Below are 19,218 nucleotides of genomic sequence, written 5' to 3'. Positions count from 1 at the left end.
AATTTCTCTATGATTACTTCGCTGTCAATTAAAAATTATGCTCTAATTGAAAAACTTGCTATAGACTTTTCAAAAGGTTTTTCTATAATTACAGGTGAAACAGGTGCGGGTAAATCAATTATATTAGGTGCAATTGGTCTTGTTTTAGGAAAAAGAGCCGATCTTACTTCGTTAAAAAATAAAGAAGAAAAATGTGTAATTGAAGCTCATTTTGAAATTTCTAAATACAATTTAAAAGAATTTTTCGAAAGCAATGATCTTGATTACGAAGATGAAACTATTATTAGACGTGAAATCTTGCCTTCGGGAAAATCTCGTGCTTTTATAAATGATAGTCCCGTAAATCTTCAGGAATTACAGGATTTAAGTTTGTTTTTGATTGATATACATTCACAACAACAAACACAAGAATTATCAGACGAAAGTGTTCAGTTCAAAATTATTGATGCAATTGCAAATAATGCTGAAACAATTTTAGCGTACCAAAAACTGCTAAAAGAATATAAAACTGATAAAACGAAACTGAATGCTTTATTGAAAAAACAAAGCGATTCGGGAAAAGAGCAGGAATACAATACTTTTTTATTGAATGAATTGGTTGTTGCTAAGTTAAAATCTGGAGAACAAGAAGAATTAGAATCGGATTACGAGAAACTGAGTAATGTTGAGATTATCAAAGAATCAATTGATAAATCTCTTGTAGTTGCTAATGAAGAACAATTTGGTGTTTTTCATAATCTAAACGAGATTAAAGCGTCTTTGCAAAAAATAGCACCATTTTCGACAGAATATCAAAGCTTATTTGAAAGAATAACAAGCGTTGCAATTGAATTTGATGATGTTTCAAGAGAATTGCAAAATGCTTCTGAAAAATTATTGAATGATCCGGCACAACTTGAATTGGTCAGTCAAAAATTGCAATTAATTTATAATTTGCAAAAAAAACATCAGGTTAATTCTGTAGACGAATTATTACAAATCCAGGCTAACCTGGAAAATAAGGTTCTTGAATTAGATAATATCGAAGAAGAAATAGCAGTTTTATCAAAATCAATAGACCAAAAAACTTTAGAATTGGACGCTTTTTCAGTAACAATTCATCAAAATAGATTAAATGCGATTCCGGTTTTATCCAATCAATTGATTTCAATATTAGAAACTTTAGGAATGCCAAATGTTCGTTTTAATATGGAATTGTTGCCATCAGAAACGTATTTCAGTAACGGAAAAGATGAATTGCAATTTTTATTCTCTGCTAATAAAGGAACTGATTTCGGTTTATTGAAAAAAGTAGCTTCTGGAGGAGAAATGTCTCGTATTATGTTGGCTGTCAAAGCAATTTTGGCGCAATATTCAAAACTTCCAACCTTGATTTTTGATGAAATTGACACAGGAGTTTCTGGAGAAATAGCGATTAGAATGGGAGAAATCATGAAAGAAATGAGTTCAAAAATGCAAATATTTGCTATTACACACTTACCACAAATAGCAGCAAAAGGAGAGTCGCATTTTAAAGTTTCGAAATCTACGATTGGTGATGATACACAATCAGAGTTGAAGCTTTTGTCTCAGGAAGAAAGAGTTATTGAAATTGCTCAAATGTTATCCGGAGCAGTCGTTTCAGATTCGGCTTTAAATCATGCCAAAGCCTTGTTGAACTAAAGAAATAATTTATATTTGTCATCTTAAAGCTAATTAAACAAACGTAAAGAAGTTAATGTTCTTTAAGAAGAATTATCCAATTACGAATAAACAGTAAAAACATGATTATAGAACCTAGAATGAGAGGATTTATTTGCTTGACATCTCACCCAAAAGGAGCCGAGCAAAATGTTAAAAATCAAATAGAATATATAAAATCAAAAGGGCCAATTGCCGGAGCAAAGAAAGTATTAGTTATCGGAGCTTCTACAGGATTTGGTTTAGCTTCAAGAATTACAAGTGCTTTTGGATCTGATGCTGCAACTATTGGAGTATTCTTTGAAAAACCACCAGTTGAAGGAAAAACAGCTTCACCAGGATGGTATAATTCTGCAGCTTTTGAAGCTGAAGCTCATAAAGCAGGTCTATATGCAAAAAGTATCAATGGAGATGCTTTTTCAAACGAAATAAAAAGACAAACACTGGATTTAATTAAAGCTGATTTAGGACAAGTTGATCTTATAATTTACAGTTTAGCTTCGCCAGTTCGTCAACACCCGGTAACAGGAGTTTTGCACCGTTCAACTTTAAAGCCAATCGGGCAAACATTTACAAATAAAACAGTAGATTTTCATACAGGAAATGTTACTGAAGTTTCTATTGCTCCGGCAAACGATGAAGATATTACAAATACTGTAGCTGTAATGGGCGGTGAAGACTGGGCAATGTGGATTGATGCTTTAAAGGCAGAAAACTTATTAGCTGAAGGAGCTACAACAGTTGCTTATTCTTATATCGGGCCATCATTGACAGAGGCAGTTTACCGTAAAGGAACAATTGGTCGTGCAAAAGATCATTTAGAAGCTACAGCTTTTTCTATCACTGATAGTTTAAAATCTATTGGAGGTCAAGCTTATGTTTCAGTAAACAAAGCATTGGTTACACAAGCAAGTTCAGCAATTCCTGTTATTCCTTTATATATTTCTCTTTTATATAAAATCATGAAAGAAGAAGGAATCCATGAAGGTTGTATCGAGCAAATTCAACGTTTGTTTCAAGACAGATTATACACTGGATCACCTGTTCCTACAGATGATAAAGGAAGAATCAGAATTGATGACTGGGAAATGCGTGACGATGTTCAGGAAAAAGTGGCTAAACTTTGGTTAGAAGCTACAACTGAAACATTGCCGGCTATTGGAGACTTAGCAGGATACAGAAACGATTTCTTGAATCTGTTCGGATTTGAATTTGCAGGAGTTGATTATACAGCTGAAGCAAATGAAGTTGTAAATATCGATAGTATCAAATAAAAAGAAAAAAAATACTAGTATAAATGAAAACCATTCGCCACTGCGAATGGTTTTTTTATGAATATAACATATCTTTGTTAAAATTTTTGAATTTAAAATATTCCCACTTTAATACGCACATCCCATTATGATTTTTTCTTTAATTATACCAGTGTATAATCGCCCAGATGAAGTAGATGAACTTTTAGAAAGTCTCTCAAAATCTGATTATAATGAAGCTTTTGAAATTGTTCTAGTCGAAGATGGATCCTCAATTCCATGTAAAGACGTTGTAATGAAGTATCAGGGAAAATTGAATATTTCGTATTATTTCAAAGAAAATTCTGGACCTGGAGATTCGAGAAACTTCGGGATGCAAAAGGCGAGAGGAGATTATTTTATCATTTTTGATTCAGATTGCATTATTCCGTCTAACTATTTAACAGAAGTTAGAAAAGCCTTAGATCAGGATTATGTGGATTGTTTTGGAGGTCCGGATAAAGCATTAGATAGTTTCTCAAATATTCAGAAAGCAATTAATTTTGCAATGACTTCCTTTTTGACAACAGGAGGAATTCGCGGTGGTTCTGAAAAAATTAATAAGTTTCAGCCAAGAAGTTTCAATATGGGAATTTCAAAAAAGGCATTTGAAGCCTCAAAAGGCTTTGGTAACATTCATCCGGGAGAAGATCCGGATCTGTCAATTCGTTTGTGGAATTTAGGTTTTGAAACCAGATTGTTTTCAGAAGCTTATGTTTATCATAAACGAAGAATTGATTGGGAAAAATTTTCAATTCAGGTACATAAGTTCGGAATTGCCAGACCTATTTTAAACAGTTGGTACCCAGAACATAATAAGCTAACTTTTTTCTTTCCTACACTTTTTATCATCGGATTATTATTAGCTTTTTTACTATTAATTTTCAATATTGATATTTTATTACAATTATATTTTGTATATTTCGTTATAATTTTTCTTACAGCCGGTATTCAAAATAAAAGCATTAAAATTGGATATTTATCTGTTGTTGCAGTTTGGAAACAATTTTATGGTTACGGTACAGGATTTTTAGAATCATTCATAAAAATTATCCTTTTAAAGAAAAAACCGCAAGAAGCTTTTCCACGTATGTTTTTTAAATTATAATATGACAAAAGTTATTGGCTTAACGGGTGGAATAGGAAGTGGAAAAACAACTATTGCAAACTATTTTGCAGAAATGGGAATTCCTGTTTATATCGCTGATGATGAAGCCAAAAAAGTAATGCAATCTGAAAGTATTGTAAATAAAATAAAAGCAACTTTTGGAGAAACACTTTTTGAAAATAATGCTTTAAATAGAGCAAAACTGGCAGAAATTGTTTTTAATAATGCAGATCAGTTAGCGAAATTAAATGCAATTGTACATCCTGCTGTAAAAGAGGATTTTGAAATTTGGTTATCAAAACATGAAAAATATCAATATGTGGTGTACGAAGCCGCAATTTTGTTTGAAAGTGGTCGTTATAAAGATTGCGATGTTATTGTAACAGTTACTGCCCCAGAAGAAATTAGAATCGAAAGAGTTCTAAAGCGAGATAATACCACACGCGAACAGGTTTTAAGTAGAATAAAAATGCAGTGGAATGATGAAAAACGAATTTCCTTAAGCAATTTTGTAATTAATAACAGTAATCTTAAAATTGCTAAAGAAGAAGTTGTTAAAATTCTTAAAATTTTAAATATAAAACAAAATCAGTCTTAAATGTTAATATTTGGTTAATGTATTATTTAGTATATTGTTAAAATATTAATTTTGTTTCGATGAATAAATTATTTTTTAGAATACTTGTTTTACTGATGAGTTTATCCTTAATAGGGATTATTCTGGTTCAAGTATATTGGTTCAATTCTTCGTTCAAAAATAATGACGAGCAATTTAAATACCACGTTACCCAAGTAATCGGTAATGTTGCTGATAAACTTGAACAGCAGGAAGAGTATGGTTTTTATGACAAATGGAATCGTTTAAAAGACAGTACTGGTAAAATTCCAAAGAAAGAAGATTTACTTGAAGTATTATATGTACAGAGAAATACAAAAACAAATAAAACGATAGTTTATTCTAACACACTTACATCTGAAGATTACGATATAAGTGGTTCGCTTTTTAATAAAAAGTTTAGCAGCGAAAGATTTAAAAATTTTAGCTCTAAAAGAGTAACTGAAGTTTATAATAACAATAACAATATTGACAACAATACTTTAGGACAAAGCATAATTCCAGATTTAAAGATTGAAAAGTCAGGTAGTTTGGATGTTTTGAATAAAGTTCAGATGGAAATTTCGATAAAGGATTTTGCAGATGCATTGCCAATCGATGAAAGAATTTCTAAAATAAAATTGCAAAACCTTCTAAAGAAAGAATTAGAAGAATATGGTGTAAAAACCAAATTTGAGTTTGGAGTTCTAAATAGTGGATTATCGACAAAAATAAAATCCGATGGATTTCATTATGATAAAGATGCAAGCTATCACGTGCCAATATTCACAGATAATGAAGGAAGTAGTAGATATGAATTGTATGTAACTTTTCCGCATAAAAAGAAATTTTTACTGTCTGAGTTGTTGAGTATCACTGTGTTGTCGATAATTTTTACATTAATTATAATAGTAGCGTATACTAGTGCATTAAATCAATTGTTGCGTCAAAAACATATTTCTGAAATCAAGACAGATTTTATTAATAATATGACGCACGAGTTTAAAACTCCAATTGCAACAATAAATTTAGCGCTCGACGCAATTAGAAATCCTAAGATTATTGAAGATAAAGAGAAAGTGTTTCGCTATCTTCAAATGATTCGGGACGAGAATAAAAGAATGCATGCTCAGGTTGAAAACGTTCTGCGTATCTCTAAATTAGAAAAAAGAGAACTTGATATCACGAAAGAACCAACCGTAATTCATGATATAATTGATGATGCAATTGAGCACGTAAATTTAATTTTAGAAGACAGACAAGGTACGGTAGTAAAACACTTTAATGCAGCGAGAACAACATGTTTGATAAACGAAGTGCATTTTACAAACGTATTGGTTAATATTTTAGAAAACGCCATAAAATATTCACCTGATGCTCCTGAAATAGAAATTTTTACAGAAAATGTCAAAGACATGATTCTGATAAAAGTAAAAGATAATGGTCTTGGTATGAGTAAGATAGCTCAAAAACGAGTTTTTGAAAAGTTTTACAGAGAACATACAGGAGATTTGCATAATGTAAAAGGACATGGTTTAGGTCTTGCTTATGTAAAAAGAATAGTAGAAGATCATAATGGCCAAGTATATGTTGAAAGCGAAAAAGGAAAAGGTAGCACCTTTATAATAAAAATACCATTAATAAATTAAAATATGGAAAATAATAACAAAAGAATACTTTTAGTAGAAGATGACCTTAATTTTGGGGCAGTTCTTAAAGATTATCTAATGTTAAATGACTTTGAAGTTACTTTAGCTAAAAACGGTATGGAAGGTTTCGAGAAATTCAAGAAAGATGTATACGATTTATGTATTCTTGACGTAATGATGCCTTATAAAGATGGTTACACTTTAGCCAAAGAAATTAGAGAAAAAAACAGCGAAGTGCCAATTATCTTCTTGACAGCTAAGTCTATGAAAGAAGATGTATTAAAAGGATACAAAGCTGGAGCCGATGATTATTTGAATAAACCTTTTGATTCAGAAGTTTTATTGATGAAAATAAAAGCAATCATCCAAAGAAAATCTGCTGATACAAAAGCAGAACAAGTTCAATTTGAGTTTAATATTGGTAAATTTCACCTAAATTCTAAACTTAGATTCTTAACATTCGAAAACGACGAACCAATAAAATTATCTCCAAAAGAGAACGAATTACTTAAAATGTTAATTCTTCACGAAAATGATTTAATGCCAAGAGAATTAGCATTAACAAAAATCTGGAGAGATGACAACTACTTTACTTCAAGAAGTATGGATGTTTACATCGCTAAACTTAGAAAATACCTAAAAGCAGATGAAGATGTTGAAATCCTTAACATTCACGGAGAAGGATTTAGATTAGTTGTTAAAAGTAAAGTTACAGAATAACAAAATAACAAAAGTTCACCAAACTAAAAAAATATTAAAGCTCTGAGAAATCAGGGCTTTTTTTATGCTTATATTTTTCATCTGTAAATTACACGATTTCATCTTTGTCAAAGTTTCAAACTTTGACAAAGATTTCACAGTGAAAAAATTGGAATTTGGAATTTAAAAATTAGAATTTTAAAGTTTTGGAACTATTTCCTGCTATCCGCTTGTATCTTTTGTGGCTCCCGAAGCCTCGGGACTGCCACAAAAGGATGCCGCTTCTATCAGGGCTATGGCTTTAGTTTTTAGATAGATAATAACGTTTTTTTAGACTTTTGAAAATCTAAAAATATTTTTTACACGAATTTTTCCTATAATAATTTGGAAAATCAAAAAACAATTCACAATATTTGCAGACGAAAAAATTAATAACCCTTTAATAACGAAGAAAAATGTTTGTACTTACATCATCATCTCAAAGCTTCACACCAAACGGATTTGGTGCAGCGCTTCTTCGTGGCTTATTTCAATCTTAGAAATTCATTTTTAGATATATAAAAAAGCCCGAAGACATTTAGTTTCGGGCTTTTTTTATTCTAGACACTTCAAATTTTCCCGAATAACAATTCAATTATTTGTCCGAAAGGATAAAAGATCACGTACGCTTGTGTTTTTTTCAAACCGTTTAGTTTTGAAAAACATTTGTTTGCAAAACAACAAGAATAATAAAAAATTTATGGGAAATAAATTATCCGGAAAAGACCTGATTAAGTTGGGCTTTCCAAAAAACAATTCAATAAATATAGCTTTAGGGCAAATAAACAGATATAGAAAAAGAGAAAAAAAAGAATCTATTCTAACAGAAGCCAAAGAGGTTTTGCTTCATCCGGAAAAATTTGAAGGGCACGGAACCTGGGGAAAAGTAGCAGAAGGTTTGGTAAACCCGGTTCACGTAAGAATGCATCAACTAAAAACAACTCGTGCTCCTTTTACCATTTTTGGTGAAAATGAAATCGATCAACAAGCAAAATTTCAGTTGTATGATTCTTTAAAATTGCCAATTTCGGTTGCAGGAGCTTTAATGCCGGATGCACATTCAGGTTATGGATTACCAATTGGAGGTGTTTTAGCAACAGATAACGCGGTTATTCCGTATGGAGTTGGAGTTGATATTGGTTGCCGAATGAGTTTGTCAATATTTGATATACCGGCATCTTATTTCAAAGGAAAAGAACATCAGTTGCAAGCAATTTTAAAAGACAATACCAAATTTGGAATGAATGAAACACATGCTACAAAAGCGGATCATGAAGTTTTTTATAAGAGCGAATTTCAGGATATTCCACTATTGAAGAATCTTTTGCCTAAGGCTTACAAACAATTAGGAAGTTCAGGCGGAGGAAATCATTTTGTAGAATTTGGAATTGCAAAAATTGACAATCCTGAGAACGAATGGAAGCTTGGAGTTGGTGAGTATTTTGCTGTTTTATCACACAGTGGTTCTCGTGGTTTGGGAGCAAATATTGCTAAACATTATACCTATCTGGCAACGAAACAATGCCCTTTACCAAAAAATGTTCAGCATTTGGCTTGGTTAGATTTGAACACACATGATGGTCAGGAATACTGGCTGGCAATGAATTTGGCGGGAGAATATGCAAAAGCCTGTCACGACGATATTCATAGAAGAATTGCCAAAGCGATAGGAAAAAGAGTAGTGGTTACAATTGAAAATCACCACAATTTTGCCTGGAAAGAAATGGTAAATGGTCAAGAATGTATCGTACACAGAAAAGGTGCAACACCTGCTGCTGAAGGTCAATTGGGGATCATTCCAGGATCTATGACCGCTCCGGGATATATTGTGAAAGGCAAAGGGAATTCAGAAAGTTTAAATTCGGCATCGCATGGTGCGGGACGTTTATTTTCTCGTGCTAAATGTAAAAGCATGTTTACGCAAAGTGAAATTAAGAAGGTTTTAAAAACTAATGATGTCACTTTAATTGGTGGAAATATCGATGAAGCACCAATGGCGTACAAAGACATTACAAAGGTGATGGGAAATCAAACAGATTTGGTTGAAGTTCTGGGAACTTTCACGCCTAAAATCGTTAGAATGGACCGATAAAAGAAATTAAAAATGGAAAGAATAATACAGATAACCGCAGGTCGCGGACCTGCAGAATGCACTTGGGTGGTTGCCCAAGTGCTTAAAAAAGTTTTAGACGTAGCTCAGGAACAACAATTAGAAACCACTTTATTGCAAAGAGAAGTTGGTCAGGAAAACGGTACAGTTGAAACTGCAACAATTTCTATAAAAGGAAAAAATGCAGCAACATTTGCCAATTCCTGGATAGGAACAATTCAATGGATTGGTCAGAGTCAGTTTAGAAAAATGCACAAACGAAAAAACTGGTTTATTGGCATTTTTGAGATTGAACCGCAAAAGGATGCATCAATTTCAGAAAATGATATTCAGTATCAGGCAATGCGAAGTTCCGGTGCTGGCGGACAACATGTGAATAAAGTAAGTTCGGCAATTAGAGCAACACATATTCCAACAGGAATTGCAGTTGTTTCTATGGACAGTCGTTCACAACACCAAAACAAAAAACTGGCAACAGAAAGATTATTAAAAAAACTAGAAGACGAAACTTTGCAACAACTTAAAAATCATGTAGGAAAACAATGGGAAAACCAGTTGAATATTCAACGTGGAAATCCTGTTAGGGTTTTTATCGGAACTGATTTTAAGAAGAATAAAGTAGAGAAAAGTTACAAAGGAACTCGTCAGAAACTAAAAACAGATTTACGAAATGAAAACAATTGATAAATACCTTTTTCAGGCTTTAGATAATTACCCGTATTCGCTTGAAGAAACTATTGAATCTTTAGATTATGCTTTTTCTTATGATGCCAAAAATACAATGGTTTTGTGTCTGTATGGAAGAATTCAAACGGAACAATTGTGGAATTATGAAGAAGCAAAACATTATTTTCAAGAAGCTTTGGCTATTAATATTCATGCACTTGAAGTTTATCCACATTATTTACATACTTTGATTTTAAACGAAGATTATGAAGAGGCGCAAAAGCTAATTGACTTTGCTTTAACGGTAAAAGGAATAAATAAATCGGAAATATTTGTGAAGAAAGCTATTCTTCTTGAAGCGCAGGAACAATTTAAAGAAGCTCTGAGGGAGATCAAAAATGCTAAACTTTGTGCTTTACAGTTTGCCTTTGAGTCTGATATTATTGAAGTAGAGAAACGAATTAAAGGAAAAATAGATTTGGTAGAGAAGAAAAAGAAGTCCAAAAAATCAAAGAAGGATTCGAAAAAGAAATCAAATTAAATTTTGATTTAAAACAAAAAACAATGCGATTCAAATTTTGAATCGCATTGTTTTTATATATCTGAATGATTTGTAAAATTGTGTAGTCCCTACTGGATATTTTAGTGGTGTGCTAAATTCTTTATCTACCAACATATAACTCCTAGCGGAGTATTTTATTTTGTTATGAATTCTTAAAATATCTCGTAGAGATTAAATACTGGTAGAAATAGTATTAGAAGAATGAATATTTGTCCTGTAGGGACTACACAATATTCAAAATTGAAAACGTTATATTATTTCCAATGTAATTCTAAAGCAAAACAGGTTTTATCACCTTTCGTAATGCTAAATTTTGCATTGGTATGATTATCGTCTTCACTTTCGTGAATTACTACTTTGTCTTTTAATGAAAGTTCTTTCATGAAATTCATTTCAAAGCTTTTGACTTCTTGTTTCAAGATTCGTTTTTCATCAACATGATCCAAACACCATTCTAGATATTTCACATTATTTACGTGATTTACAATGTCTAAATCAGATAAGTAAACCGTTTTTTCAAAAATGGCTTCTTTTTCATGATTGATGTTTATCTTGGAAAAACCGTCGTTTGTTGCTCTGTTGTCAGGAAACAACTCAAAATGTTCATAGGGTAAAGCCAAAGCTTCAGGACGGCGTAATTGAGTATTAAAAACGGCCCAATAGGTTTCGCAGCCTACTATTTTTTTGCCATTTACATACATTTCAAGTGCACGAACAGAACGAGAATTTTCTAAGCTATTGATCCATGTTTTTACGGTTACAACGTCTTGCCATTTTGGTAAAGCAGAGATTTCAACACGCATTCTGCTTAAAACCCAGGCTTGATGGAATTCCTGCATATCAAAAAAGCTAATTCCGCCAACTTCAGAATGTGCAGCAGCGGTAAGTTGTAAAATATTACATAAGTCAGTATATTTTAGGAAGCCATTTGGTGTGCATTGCGTGAAATTGATTTCCCAGTCTTTACTTAAAACCGACGTGAAATTAGGAGATATTGGCATTTTGTAATTTTAAATTTATTTAGAGAATAGAATACAGAAAATTTATTTTGCTTTTACTTTAGAAGATTTTCTATATAATCTATTATTTGTTTTCTATCTGTTGCGTAATCAAACCATTTTGTAGTTTCATTTCGCTTGAACCATGTAAGTTGTCTTTTGGAAAAACGTCTGGTATTTTTTTTGATTTCTTCAATTGCAAATGGCAAAGTGAATTCTCCGTCAAAATAACTAAATAATTCTCTATAACCGACGGTTTGAAGCGCATTTAACGCTTTATTAGGATAAAGTGTTTTTGCTTCTTCCAATAAACCTTGGCTCATCATAATGTCAACACGCTGATTGATTCGGGTATAAATTACTTGTCGGTCAGCTTCTAAACCTATTAAAATAGGAGTGAAGTTTCTATTGTTTTTCTTCTGGTTTAAAAAAGAAGAATATGGTTTTTGAGTTCCGATACAAACTTCTACAAAGCGCATCATTCGCTGTGGGTTTTGTAAAGTCTGTGGATTTTCAATGGTTATTTTTTGAAAATATTCAGGATCTAAAAGCTGTAATTGTTCTTGTAAATAATTGATTCCGAGTTTCTCATAATTCGAGTTTACTTCAGAACGTATTTTTGAGTCGATTTCAGGAAATTCATCGAAACCTTTTAAAATGGCATCTACATATAATCCTGAACCGCCAATTAGTATTGCATAATCATTATTCTGAAATAATTCTTCTAATTTAAGAAGTGCTTCTTTTTCGTAATCACCAACGGTATAATTTTCGAAAATAGATCTATTTTGGATGAAATGATGTGTTGCTGATTGTAATTCTTCCTGATTTGGAACTGCCGTACCAATTGTCATTTCTTTGAAAAATTGACGACTGTCGCAAGAAATGATTTCACATTTGAAACGTTGTGCCAAAGCAATACTTAAGGCTGTTTTGCCTATGGCTGTTGGTCCGACGATGGTTATTAAGTATTTCATATTTTTTAGCCCAGATGGGAATGGAAACCCCGGACTTATATTTGTTAGTTTTTTTGGGATAAAAGAGCGACTTTAGAAGCTCCTTTTATGCCTTAAAAAAACAACAAAGATAAGGAGGAGTTGCAATGTACAGCTGGAATAGCTTCTTAAATTAATTATTTGTCAATTCGGTTCCGCATTCGTGACAGTATTTTGCACTATCAAAATGTACTTGTGATTGACATTTTTTGCAGGTTTTTTTAGTATTGATAGAATTGCCCCTAAGGCTGCTTTTTGCAAATTCTGCAGTAACTATTCCGGTCGGAACCGCAATGACGCCGTAACCCATAATCATTACCAATGAAGCTAAAAATTGCCCTAAAGGTGTCGCTGGCGAAATATCTCCATAACCAACTGTCGTTAAGGTAACAATAGACCAATAAATGCCAGTAGGAATGCTGGTAAAGCCACTTTCTTTGCCTTCGACAACATACATTAGTGAACCAATAATTACTGCACTAATTAGTATAAAGTAGATAAATACCAAAATCTTTTCTTTGCTGGCTTCCATAGCTTCCCGAAGTTGTTTGGATTGTTGCGAAATTTGCGGGATATGCAGGATTTTAAACAATCGGAAGAAACGCAAGACTCTTACTATGGTTAAAACATTTGTAGCTGGAAAAAAAATCGATAAAAACATGGGTAATATTGCCATTAAATCAATTATTCCATAAAAGCTAAAAATATATTTTAGGGGTTTTTGTATCGAAATAATACGTAAAATAAACTCTATGGTAAAGAAAACAGTAATAATCCATTCACAAATAAGAAGTTGTGAGTGATATTTTTGGTTGATACCTTCGACTGTGTCCATCATGACCAAAAGGACACTCAGTAAAATTAACCCTAAAAGTATTAAATCGAACAGACGTCCTGCAAAGGTGTTACTGCCATAAATAATAATTTGGGTTTTTTGCCTGAAAATATCGTATTTTGATTTTATTTTTTTCATATCTACAAAGATAATGAAAGTTTTTATTTGTTAAAAATATAAAATTTTGGGTGACTTGGTTTTTCGGATGTGGCTTTGAATTATGTTTTTTACATCTCGATTGTGCTGCATTGGAATTAGGATATTTTTTAGAATTTCAATGTTTGTAATTTGATAATTAAGGTCGTAATAAGCGTAGCCTTTATAAATTCCGTTTTCGATTAGTATAGCGCTTCTTTCATTCACATTTCGACCTCTGTCAAGCAGAATCATACTTTTGTTTTCAAAACTATTTTCGGATATAAATTGCTGAACCCTTGCATTGTATTCTTCGGGACTTACTTCGCCAATACACGCACCGTCGCATTCTTTTATTTTATATTGAAAGCACTCTTTTTTAGTTTGATACAATCCAGTTAGCTTTTGGCACAAATGATACTTAGCGGTGAATTTGAAAAGCATATTTTTGCCTTCCTGTAAAGAAGCAAATGATGTAATTTCTTTTTTACGTCCATCGGCTTTTTGAAGTTTTAAGTTCAAATAACCGTTTGAATCTTTTTCTGCATAGATAGCAAATGGAAATACCGTTTTTTTCTGCGAACGATTGTGCCTCGGGCGATGTATTTTTATTTCTTCACTTTCTTTTAAAAGCGCAATTAATTCGCTTCCGGTTTCGTCATAAGTTATGGTGAAAACTTCGGCTTGAATTTTTTTACTTTTTGTGGTGATTCCAGTAAAATGCTGGTTGATTCTTTTCTTGATATTTTGGCTTTTGCCAATGTAAATCAAAGTTCCGCCTTCGTTGTATATATAGTAAATACCGGTTTTTGCAGGCATTTGTGCTAAAAGATCCAATAATTTTGGAGCAATTCCTTTTTCGACTTCGAGTTTTATAAAATCTTTTACGATTGTTTTTTCTAAGTCTTTTTCAAGAAGCATTTTGAATAACTTGGTTGTTGCCATTGCATCTCCGCTGGCACGATGTCTGTCTGCCATTGGGATCCCGAGTGCACGAACTAATTTTCCTAAACTATAAGAGGGTTGATCCGGAATTAATTTTTTGGCAAGCTCTACAGTACAAAGCGTTCTGGCTTCGAAATCGTAACCTAAACGTCTGAATTCGGTACGTAAAATTCGATAATCAAAAGAAGCATTATGTGCAACAATGATACAATCTGAAGTGATTTCTATAATTCTTTTTGCAACTTCAAAAAACTTTGGTGCCGAACGCAACATAGCATTATTGATTCCGGTTAATTTCACCACAAAAGGCTGAATCGGAATTTCAGGATTAACAAGGCTAATGAATTGGTCAACTACTTCATGACCATCAAATTTATATATGGCGATTTCGGTAATTCCTTCTTCATTAAACTGGCCTCCAGTGGTTTCTATGTCTAGTATTGCGTACATTTTAAATGTCAATTTCAAAAATCAATGGCAATATCAATTTTAAAAATCAATTTCAATTTTTGAAAATTGTTATTGTAATTGCTATTGTCATTGGAATTGAATTATTTTTTATTTATTATCATTTTTGATGAAATTGCAATAAGTTGTTCTACTTCAATTAGAAGCTTACTTCTTTTATCGCTATCACCTTCTTTAATATAATCTAGAATCTTTAATGAGTTTCTGGATTCTTTTAATTCTTTTACAACTAATGAAACTTTAAAAATAAAATCTTTATCAGTTATGGTGCCTTGTGCTTCTCCAAAATTTAAGGAAGCGCTTCCAGATGATCTAATTAATTGATTTTTATAATATTCATTTTCAAATAATCTCTCTAATTGTCTTGTAAAGAAAATACATTCTCCAGCAAATCGAACTAATCGATCTTCAAAATTGAATATTTTTTCCATTTAAATTATTGATTTATACTTTTAAAATTGAATTTTGATTTTTGCAATTGCAATTGATATTGAAAAAATCAACGACCTCCAAAAATGCTGCTTCCAATGCGAACCATTGTGCTGCCGCATTCTATGGCAAGTTGGTAATCTCCAGACATCCCCATGGATATTGTATTCAATTTTAAATTTTCATTTTCGATTGATTGAATCGAATCAAAAATAGACTTTAAATGTATAAATTCTTTTTTAATCTGGTTTTGATCTTCTGTGAATGTTGCCATTCCCATTAATCCTAAGATACGAATGTTTTTCATTTCTTTGAATTCAAATGAAGATAAAAGTGCATTTAATTCATTTTCATCCAAACCAAATTTAGTTTCTTCTTCGGCAATATGTATCTGAAGCAAACAATCGATAATTCTATTGTTTTTTAATGCTTGTTTGTTGATTTCCTGAAATAATTTCAAGCTGTCAACTCCGTGGATCAAACTCACAAATGGTGCCATAAATTTGACTTTATTCGATTGTACGTGACCAATCATGTGCCACTGAATGTCTTTTGGCATTTGTTCGTACTTATCAACCATTTCCTGGATTTTATTCTCACCAAAAATGCGTTGACCGGCTTCGTAGGCTTGCATTAAATCAGAAACAGGTTTGGTTTTAGAAACTGCAACTAATGTTACATGTTCTGGTAAACTTGTTTTGATTGTATTTAAATTTGACGCTATCGACATTTTTCTATTTTTTCTTGTATTTGCAATATTACCAGCCTTTCGTCTATGATTATTTTTTCGTCTTTAAATTTCTTAAATGCATTGAAAATATGCATTATTCCTTCATCAGTGTATGTTTCGAATGAATTTATGGTGTAATTATCTTTTTTGTTTTTTATTTTTAAGTAAAAAGTCGATCCACGTATTCCTTTTTGAGAAGCATTAATTCGTATCTGAATATTAGTTTCTTTAATATTTAGTGATTTTTTCCAATTTTCATTGAAATTTTCTCCACTTAAAGTAATATTGTTTTCATCAATACTAATTTTGTCAATAATGTTTTTACTTGTATTTATAGTGACAGTAATAAATAATACAAAAAAGACGAATTCCAGAAAATAGGTATAATATTTTAAAGTATCTACTTCAAAAAAACGAGAAAATATATATGAATAAAATATAAAAACAAATAAAAAACCTAAAGTTTTTTGACTGAAAATTCTAGCTTTAAAACTTTTATATTCACCTTCAAATGTGATCATATTTTTGTAAAAGAATTTTTTATGTTTGTCAATTAAACAAACTGCTTAGAGATTTTCTCTGCTTTTTTACTTTCACTATAATCATAAAAACCTTCACCAGATTTTACTCCTAATTTTCCAGCTCTTACCATATTTACTAATAATGGGCAAGGAGCATATTTAGGGTTTTTGAAACCTTCATACATTACATTTAGAATTGCAAGACAAACATCAAGGCCAATAAAATCAGCTAATTGAAGTGGTCCCATTGGATGTCCCATTCCTAATTTCATCACAGTGTCAATTTCGTAAACACCGGCAACTTTATTATATAACGTTTCGATTGCTTCGTTTAGCATTGGCATTAAAATTCTGTTTGCCACGAAACCTGGATAATCGTTTACTTCAACTGGAGTTTTACCTAATTTTTCAGATAAATCCATGATAATTTTGGTTACTTCGTCGCTGGTATTGTATCCGCGAATGATTTCTACCAATTTCATGATTGGCACCGGATTCATAAAGTGCATTCCGATAACACGCTCTGGATGTGCAACTACAGCTCCGATTTGCGTAATTGAAATTGAAGAAGTATTTGTTGCTAAAATTGTATTGTGTGAACAAACTTCGTTTAATTGTTTGAAGATGTTCAGTTTTAATTCTACATTTTCTGTTGCAGCTTCAACTACTAAATCTACGCCAACAACTCCGTCTTTAATATCAGTATAGGTAATAATATTGGTGATAGTTTTTGCAACATCTTCCTGAGTGATTGTACCTTTAGAAAGCATTCTGTCCAAATTGGCAGCAATTGTTGCCATTCCTTTATCCAGTGATTTCTCTGAAACATCAATAAGTTTTACGGTAAAACCACTTTGTGCAAATGTATGAGCAATTCCGTTACCCATTGTTCCTGCACCAATTACAGCTATAGTTTTCATTTATTTTTTGATATTATATTTATGATTTTAGCCACGAATTCACTAATTAAGTTGTGCATTCGTGGCTAATTTTATTTTTAAGGGATTTTAATTATTTATCGAAACAATCAATAATCTGATACGCTACTCTTAGTGCATCTGTTGCTTGTTCGAGAGTTACAACTGGTGTAGTGTCTGTATTTATTGCATTAGCAAATGACTCTAATTCGTCAAGAATTGCATTGTTTTGTTCTACATCAGGATTAGTGAAATAGATTTGTTTTTTTACACCTTCAGCATTTTGCAGAATCATATCAAAATCTCCTGGAATTTCCGGTGCATCTTTCATACGAACCACTTCACATTTTTTCTCCAGAAAATCAACAGAAATGTAAGCATCTCTTTGAAAAAAGCGTGTTTTACGCATGTTTTTCATCGAAATTCTGCTTGCAGTTAAATTTGCCACACAACCATTTTCGAATTCGATTCGGGCATTTGCAATATCCGGAGTATCACTGATAACAGAAACACCACTTGCGTTGATACTTTTTACTTTTGAGTTTACAACACTTAAAATAGCATCAATATCGTGAATCATTAAATCCAATACCACAGGAACATCTGTACCACGAGGATTAAACTCGGCCAAACGATGTGTTTCGATAAACATTGGATTTTCGATCATGTTTTTTGTAGCAATAAACGCTGGATTAAAGCGCTCAACATGACCAACCTGACCTTTTACGTTGTATTCTTTTGCCAGAGCAATAATCTCTTCGGCTTCCTCAACAGTATTGGCAATTGGTTTTTCTATAAAGATATGTTTTCCTGATTTGATGGCTACTTTAGCACATTTATAGTGCGAAAGAGTTGGTGTTACAATATCGATTACATCCACAGCGTGGATTAATTTTGCAATAGTACTGAAGTTTTTATAACCGAATTCTTTTGAAATTCTTTCGGCATTTTCTTGATTTTCGTCGTAAAATCCAACTAGTTCGTATTTGTCAGATTGTTGTAATAAGCGTAAATGTATTTTACCAAGATGACCCGCACCTAAAACTCCTACTTTTAACATGAGAATGTATTTTAAACAAAAATATAATTTATTTGTCGAAAGTAAAAGTGAATGCAATAAAGATTTAGCGATTTAATAATTAAAAATCAATATTTGATTTACTGTTTTGTTTCTTATTTTTGCCAAAATAAAACCTACCCATTTTGAAAGACACTGCCAAACATCAAGGACTTCGTAATCAATTAGTAAGCACTTTAGAACAAAAAGGAATTACTGACAGAGCAGTCTTGGATGCGATAAAAAAAATCCCAAGACACCTTTTTTTAAATTCAAGTTTTGAAGATTACGCTTATCAGGATAAGGCTTTTCCTATAGGAGCGGGGCAAACTATTTCACAACCATATACTGTCGCTTTTCAATCGCAACTATTAGAAGTTAAAAAAGAACATAAAATTCTGGAAATTGGTACAGGTTCTGGTTATCAAACTGCAGTTTTATGTATGTTGGGCGCTAAAGTTTATAGTGTTGAAAGACAGAATGAGTTGTTTAAAACAACTTCGAATTTATTTCCTAAATTAAACATTCGCCCTAAGCACTTGTCTTTTGGCGATGGTTACAAAGGTTTACCAAGTTATGCGCCTTTTGATAGTATTATTGTTACTGCAGGTGCTCCGTTTATTCCGCAACCGTTAATGGCGCAGCTTAAAATAGGAGGAAGATTGGTAATTCCGTTAGGAGAAGATGTTCAGATTATGACTTTGTTGATTCGAAAAAACGAAACACAATTCGAAAAACATGAGTTTGGAGAATTTAGATTTGTTCCTTTATTAGAAGATAAAAATTAA

General features: G+C 32.1%; 19 protein-coding genes. 10 read left to right on the top strand and 9 right to left on the bottom strand.

Annotated features, from left to right (window positions below; translation table 11 throughout):
• Positions 1 to 9: 9 nt before the first annotated feature.
• The 9 genes from recN (at position 10) to LPB88_RS19900 (ending at position 10,379) form a co-directional block, all read left to right on the top strand.
• Positions 10 to 1,662, top strand: a complete 1,653-nt coding sequence (gene recN, locus LPB88_RS19940; protein WP_230717434.1) for a DNA repair protein RecN — start codon at positions 10 to 12, stop codon at positions 1,660 to 1,662.
• 101 nt (positions 1,663 to 1,763) lie between these two features.
• Positions 1,764 to 2,954, top strand: coding sequence for an enoyl-ACP reductase FabV (fabV, locus tag LPB88_RS19935; protein ID WP_230717433.1), 1,191 nt, complete (start codon positions 1,764 to 1,766; stop codon positions 2,952 to 2,954).
• A gap of 127 nt (positions 2,955 to 3,081) precedes the next feature.
• A complete protein-coding gene (locus LPB88_RS19930; protein ID WP_230717432.1) occupies positions 3,082 to 4,080 on the top strand; it encodes a glycosyltransferase family 2 protein in 999 nt (332 codons plus the stop codon).
• Between the two features lies 1 nt (position 4,081).
• The gene (coaE, locus tag LPB88_RS19925) at positions 4,082 to 4,678 is read left to right on the top strand and encodes a dephospho-CoA kinase (RefSeq protein ID WP_230717431.1); all 597 of its coding nucleotides are present in this window, start codon (positions 4,082 to 4,084) and stop codon (positions 4,676 to 4,678) included.
• 59 nt (positions 4,679 to 4,737) lie between these two features.
• Positions 4,738 to 6,324, top strand: a complete 1,587-nt coding sequence (locus LPB88_RS19920; RefSeq protein WP_230717430.1) for a sensor histidine kinase KdpD — start codon at positions 4,738 to 4,740, stop codon at positions 6,322 to 6,324.
• A 3-nt stretch (positions 6,325 to 6,327) separates the two neighbouring features.
• Positions 6,328 to 7,044, top strand: coding sequence for a response regulator transcription factor (locus tag LPB88_RS19915; protein ID WP_026985497.1), 717 nt, complete (start codon positions 6,328 to 6,330; stop codon positions 7,042 to 7,044).
• 718 nt (positions 7,045 to 7,762) lie between these two features.
• Entirely contained in the window at positions 7,763 to 9,154 is a 1,392-nt protein-coding gene (locus LPB88_RS19910) for an RtcB family protein (protein WP_230717429.1), read from the top strand.
• 12 nt (positions 9,155 to 9,166) lie between these two features.
• A complete protein-coding gene (gene prfH, locus LPB88_RS19905) occupies positions 9,167 to 9,856 on the top strand; it encodes a peptide chain release factor H (protein ID WP_230717428.1) in 690 nt (229 codons plus the stop codon).
• The gene (locus tag LPB88_RS19900; RefSeq protein WP_230717427.1) at positions 9,843 to 10,379 is read left to right on the top strand and encodes a hypothetical protein; all 537 of its coding nucleotides are present in this window, start codon (positions 9,843 to 9,845) and stop codon (positions 10,377 to 10,379) included. The genes prfH and LPB88_RS19900 overlap by 14 nt, the downstream gene beginning before the upstream one ends.
• A 275-nt stretch (positions 10,380 to 10,654) precedes the next feature.
• On the opposite strand, the gene LPB88_RS19895 is transcribed toward LPB88_RS19900, so the two are convergent.
• The 9 genes from LPB88_RS19895 to LPB88_RS19855 all read right to left on the bottom strand — a co-directional run bounded on the left by LPB88_RS19895 (position 10,655) and on the right by LPB88_RS19855 (position 18,433).
• Complete coding sequence (locus LPB88_RS19895; RefSeq protein WP_230717426.1) at positions 10,655 to 11,401, bottom strand: acyl-[acyl-carrier-protein] thioesterase; 747 nt, start codon at positions 11,399 to 11,401, stop codon at positions 10,655 to 10,657.
• 53 nt (positions 11,402 to 11,454) lie between these two features.
• Positions 11,455 to 12,375, bottom strand: coding sequence for a tRNA (adenosine(37)-N6)-dimethylallyltransferase MiaA (gene miaA, locus LPB88_RS19890; RefSeq protein WP_230717425.1), 921 nt, complete (start codon positions 12,373 to 12,375; stop codon positions 11,455 to 11,457).
• 151 nt (positions 12,376 to 12,526) lie between these two features.
• Entirely contained in the window at positions 12,527 to 13,366 is an 840-nt protein-coding gene (locus tag LPB88_RS19885; RefSeq protein ID WP_230717424.1) for an ion transporter, read from the bottom strand.
• A 30-nt stretch (positions 13,367 to 13,396) separates the two neighbouring features.
• Positions 13,397 to 14,758: an exonuclease domain-containing protein gene (locus LPB88_RS19880; RefSeq protein WP_230717423.1), complete on the bottom strand. Its 1,362-nt coding sequence runs from the start codon at positions 14,756 to 14,758 to the stop codon at positions 13,397 to 13,399.
• A 101-nt stretch (positions 14,759 to 14,859) separates the two neighbouring features.
• Positions 14,860 to 15,207, bottom strand: coding sequence for a four helix bundle protein (locus LPB88_RS19875; RefSeq protein ID WP_089350975.1), 348 nt, complete (start codon positions 15,205 to 15,207; stop codon positions 14,860 to 14,862).
• A 68-nt stretch (positions 15,208 to 15,275) separates the two neighbouring features.
• Positions 15,276 to 15,935 carry a YggS family pyridoxal phosphate-dependent enzyme gene (locus LPB88_RS19870; protein WP_230717422.1) on the bottom strand — a complete coding sequence of 220 codons (660 nt, stop codon included), beginning with the start codon at positions 15,933 to 15,935 and terminating at the stop codon, positions 15,276 to 15,278.
• The gene (locus tag LPB88_RS19865; protein ID WP_230717421.1) at positions 15,926 to 16,456 is read right to left on the bottom strand and encodes a hypothetical protein; all 531 of its coding nucleotides are present in this window, start codon (positions 16,454 to 16,456) and stop codon (positions 15,926 to 15,928) included. Before LPB88_RS19865 ends, LPB88_RS19870 begins: the two co-directional genes overlap by 10 nt.
• Positions 16,457 to 16,488: 32 nt before the next feature.
• Positions 16,489 to 17,376, bottom strand: coding sequence for a 3-hydroxyacyl-CoA dehydrogenase family protein (locus tag LPB88_RS19860; protein WP_230717420.1), 888 nt, complete (start codon positions 17,374 to 17,376; stop codon positions 16,489 to 16,491).
• Between the two features lie 91 nt (positions 17,377 to 17,467).
• The gene (locus LPB88_RS19855; RefSeq protein WP_230717419.1) at positions 17,468 to 18,433 is read right to left on the bottom strand and encodes a Gfo/Idh/MocA family protein; all 966 of its coding nucleotides are present in this window, start codon (positions 18,431 to 18,433) and stop codon (positions 17,468 to 17,470) included.
• A gap of 143 nt (positions 18,434 to 18,576) precedes the next feature.
• On the opposite strand from LPB88_RS19855, the gene LPB88_RS19850 reads away from it, so the two are divergent.
• The gene (locus tag LPB88_RS19850; protein ID WP_230717418.1) at positions 18,577 to 19,218 is read left to right on the top strand and encodes a protein-L-isoaspartate(D-aspartate) O-methyltransferase; all 642 of its coding nucleotides are present in this window, start codon (positions 18,577 to 18,579) and stop codon (positions 19,216 to 19,218) included.

The sequence above is a fragment of the Flavobacterium sp. JAS genome (genome assembly GCF_020991455.1).
GTDB lineage: Bacteria > Bacteroidota > Bacteroidia > Flavobacteriales > Flavobacteriaceae > Flavobacterium.
This window is presented reverse-complemented; position numbering and strand designations above follow the sequence as displayed.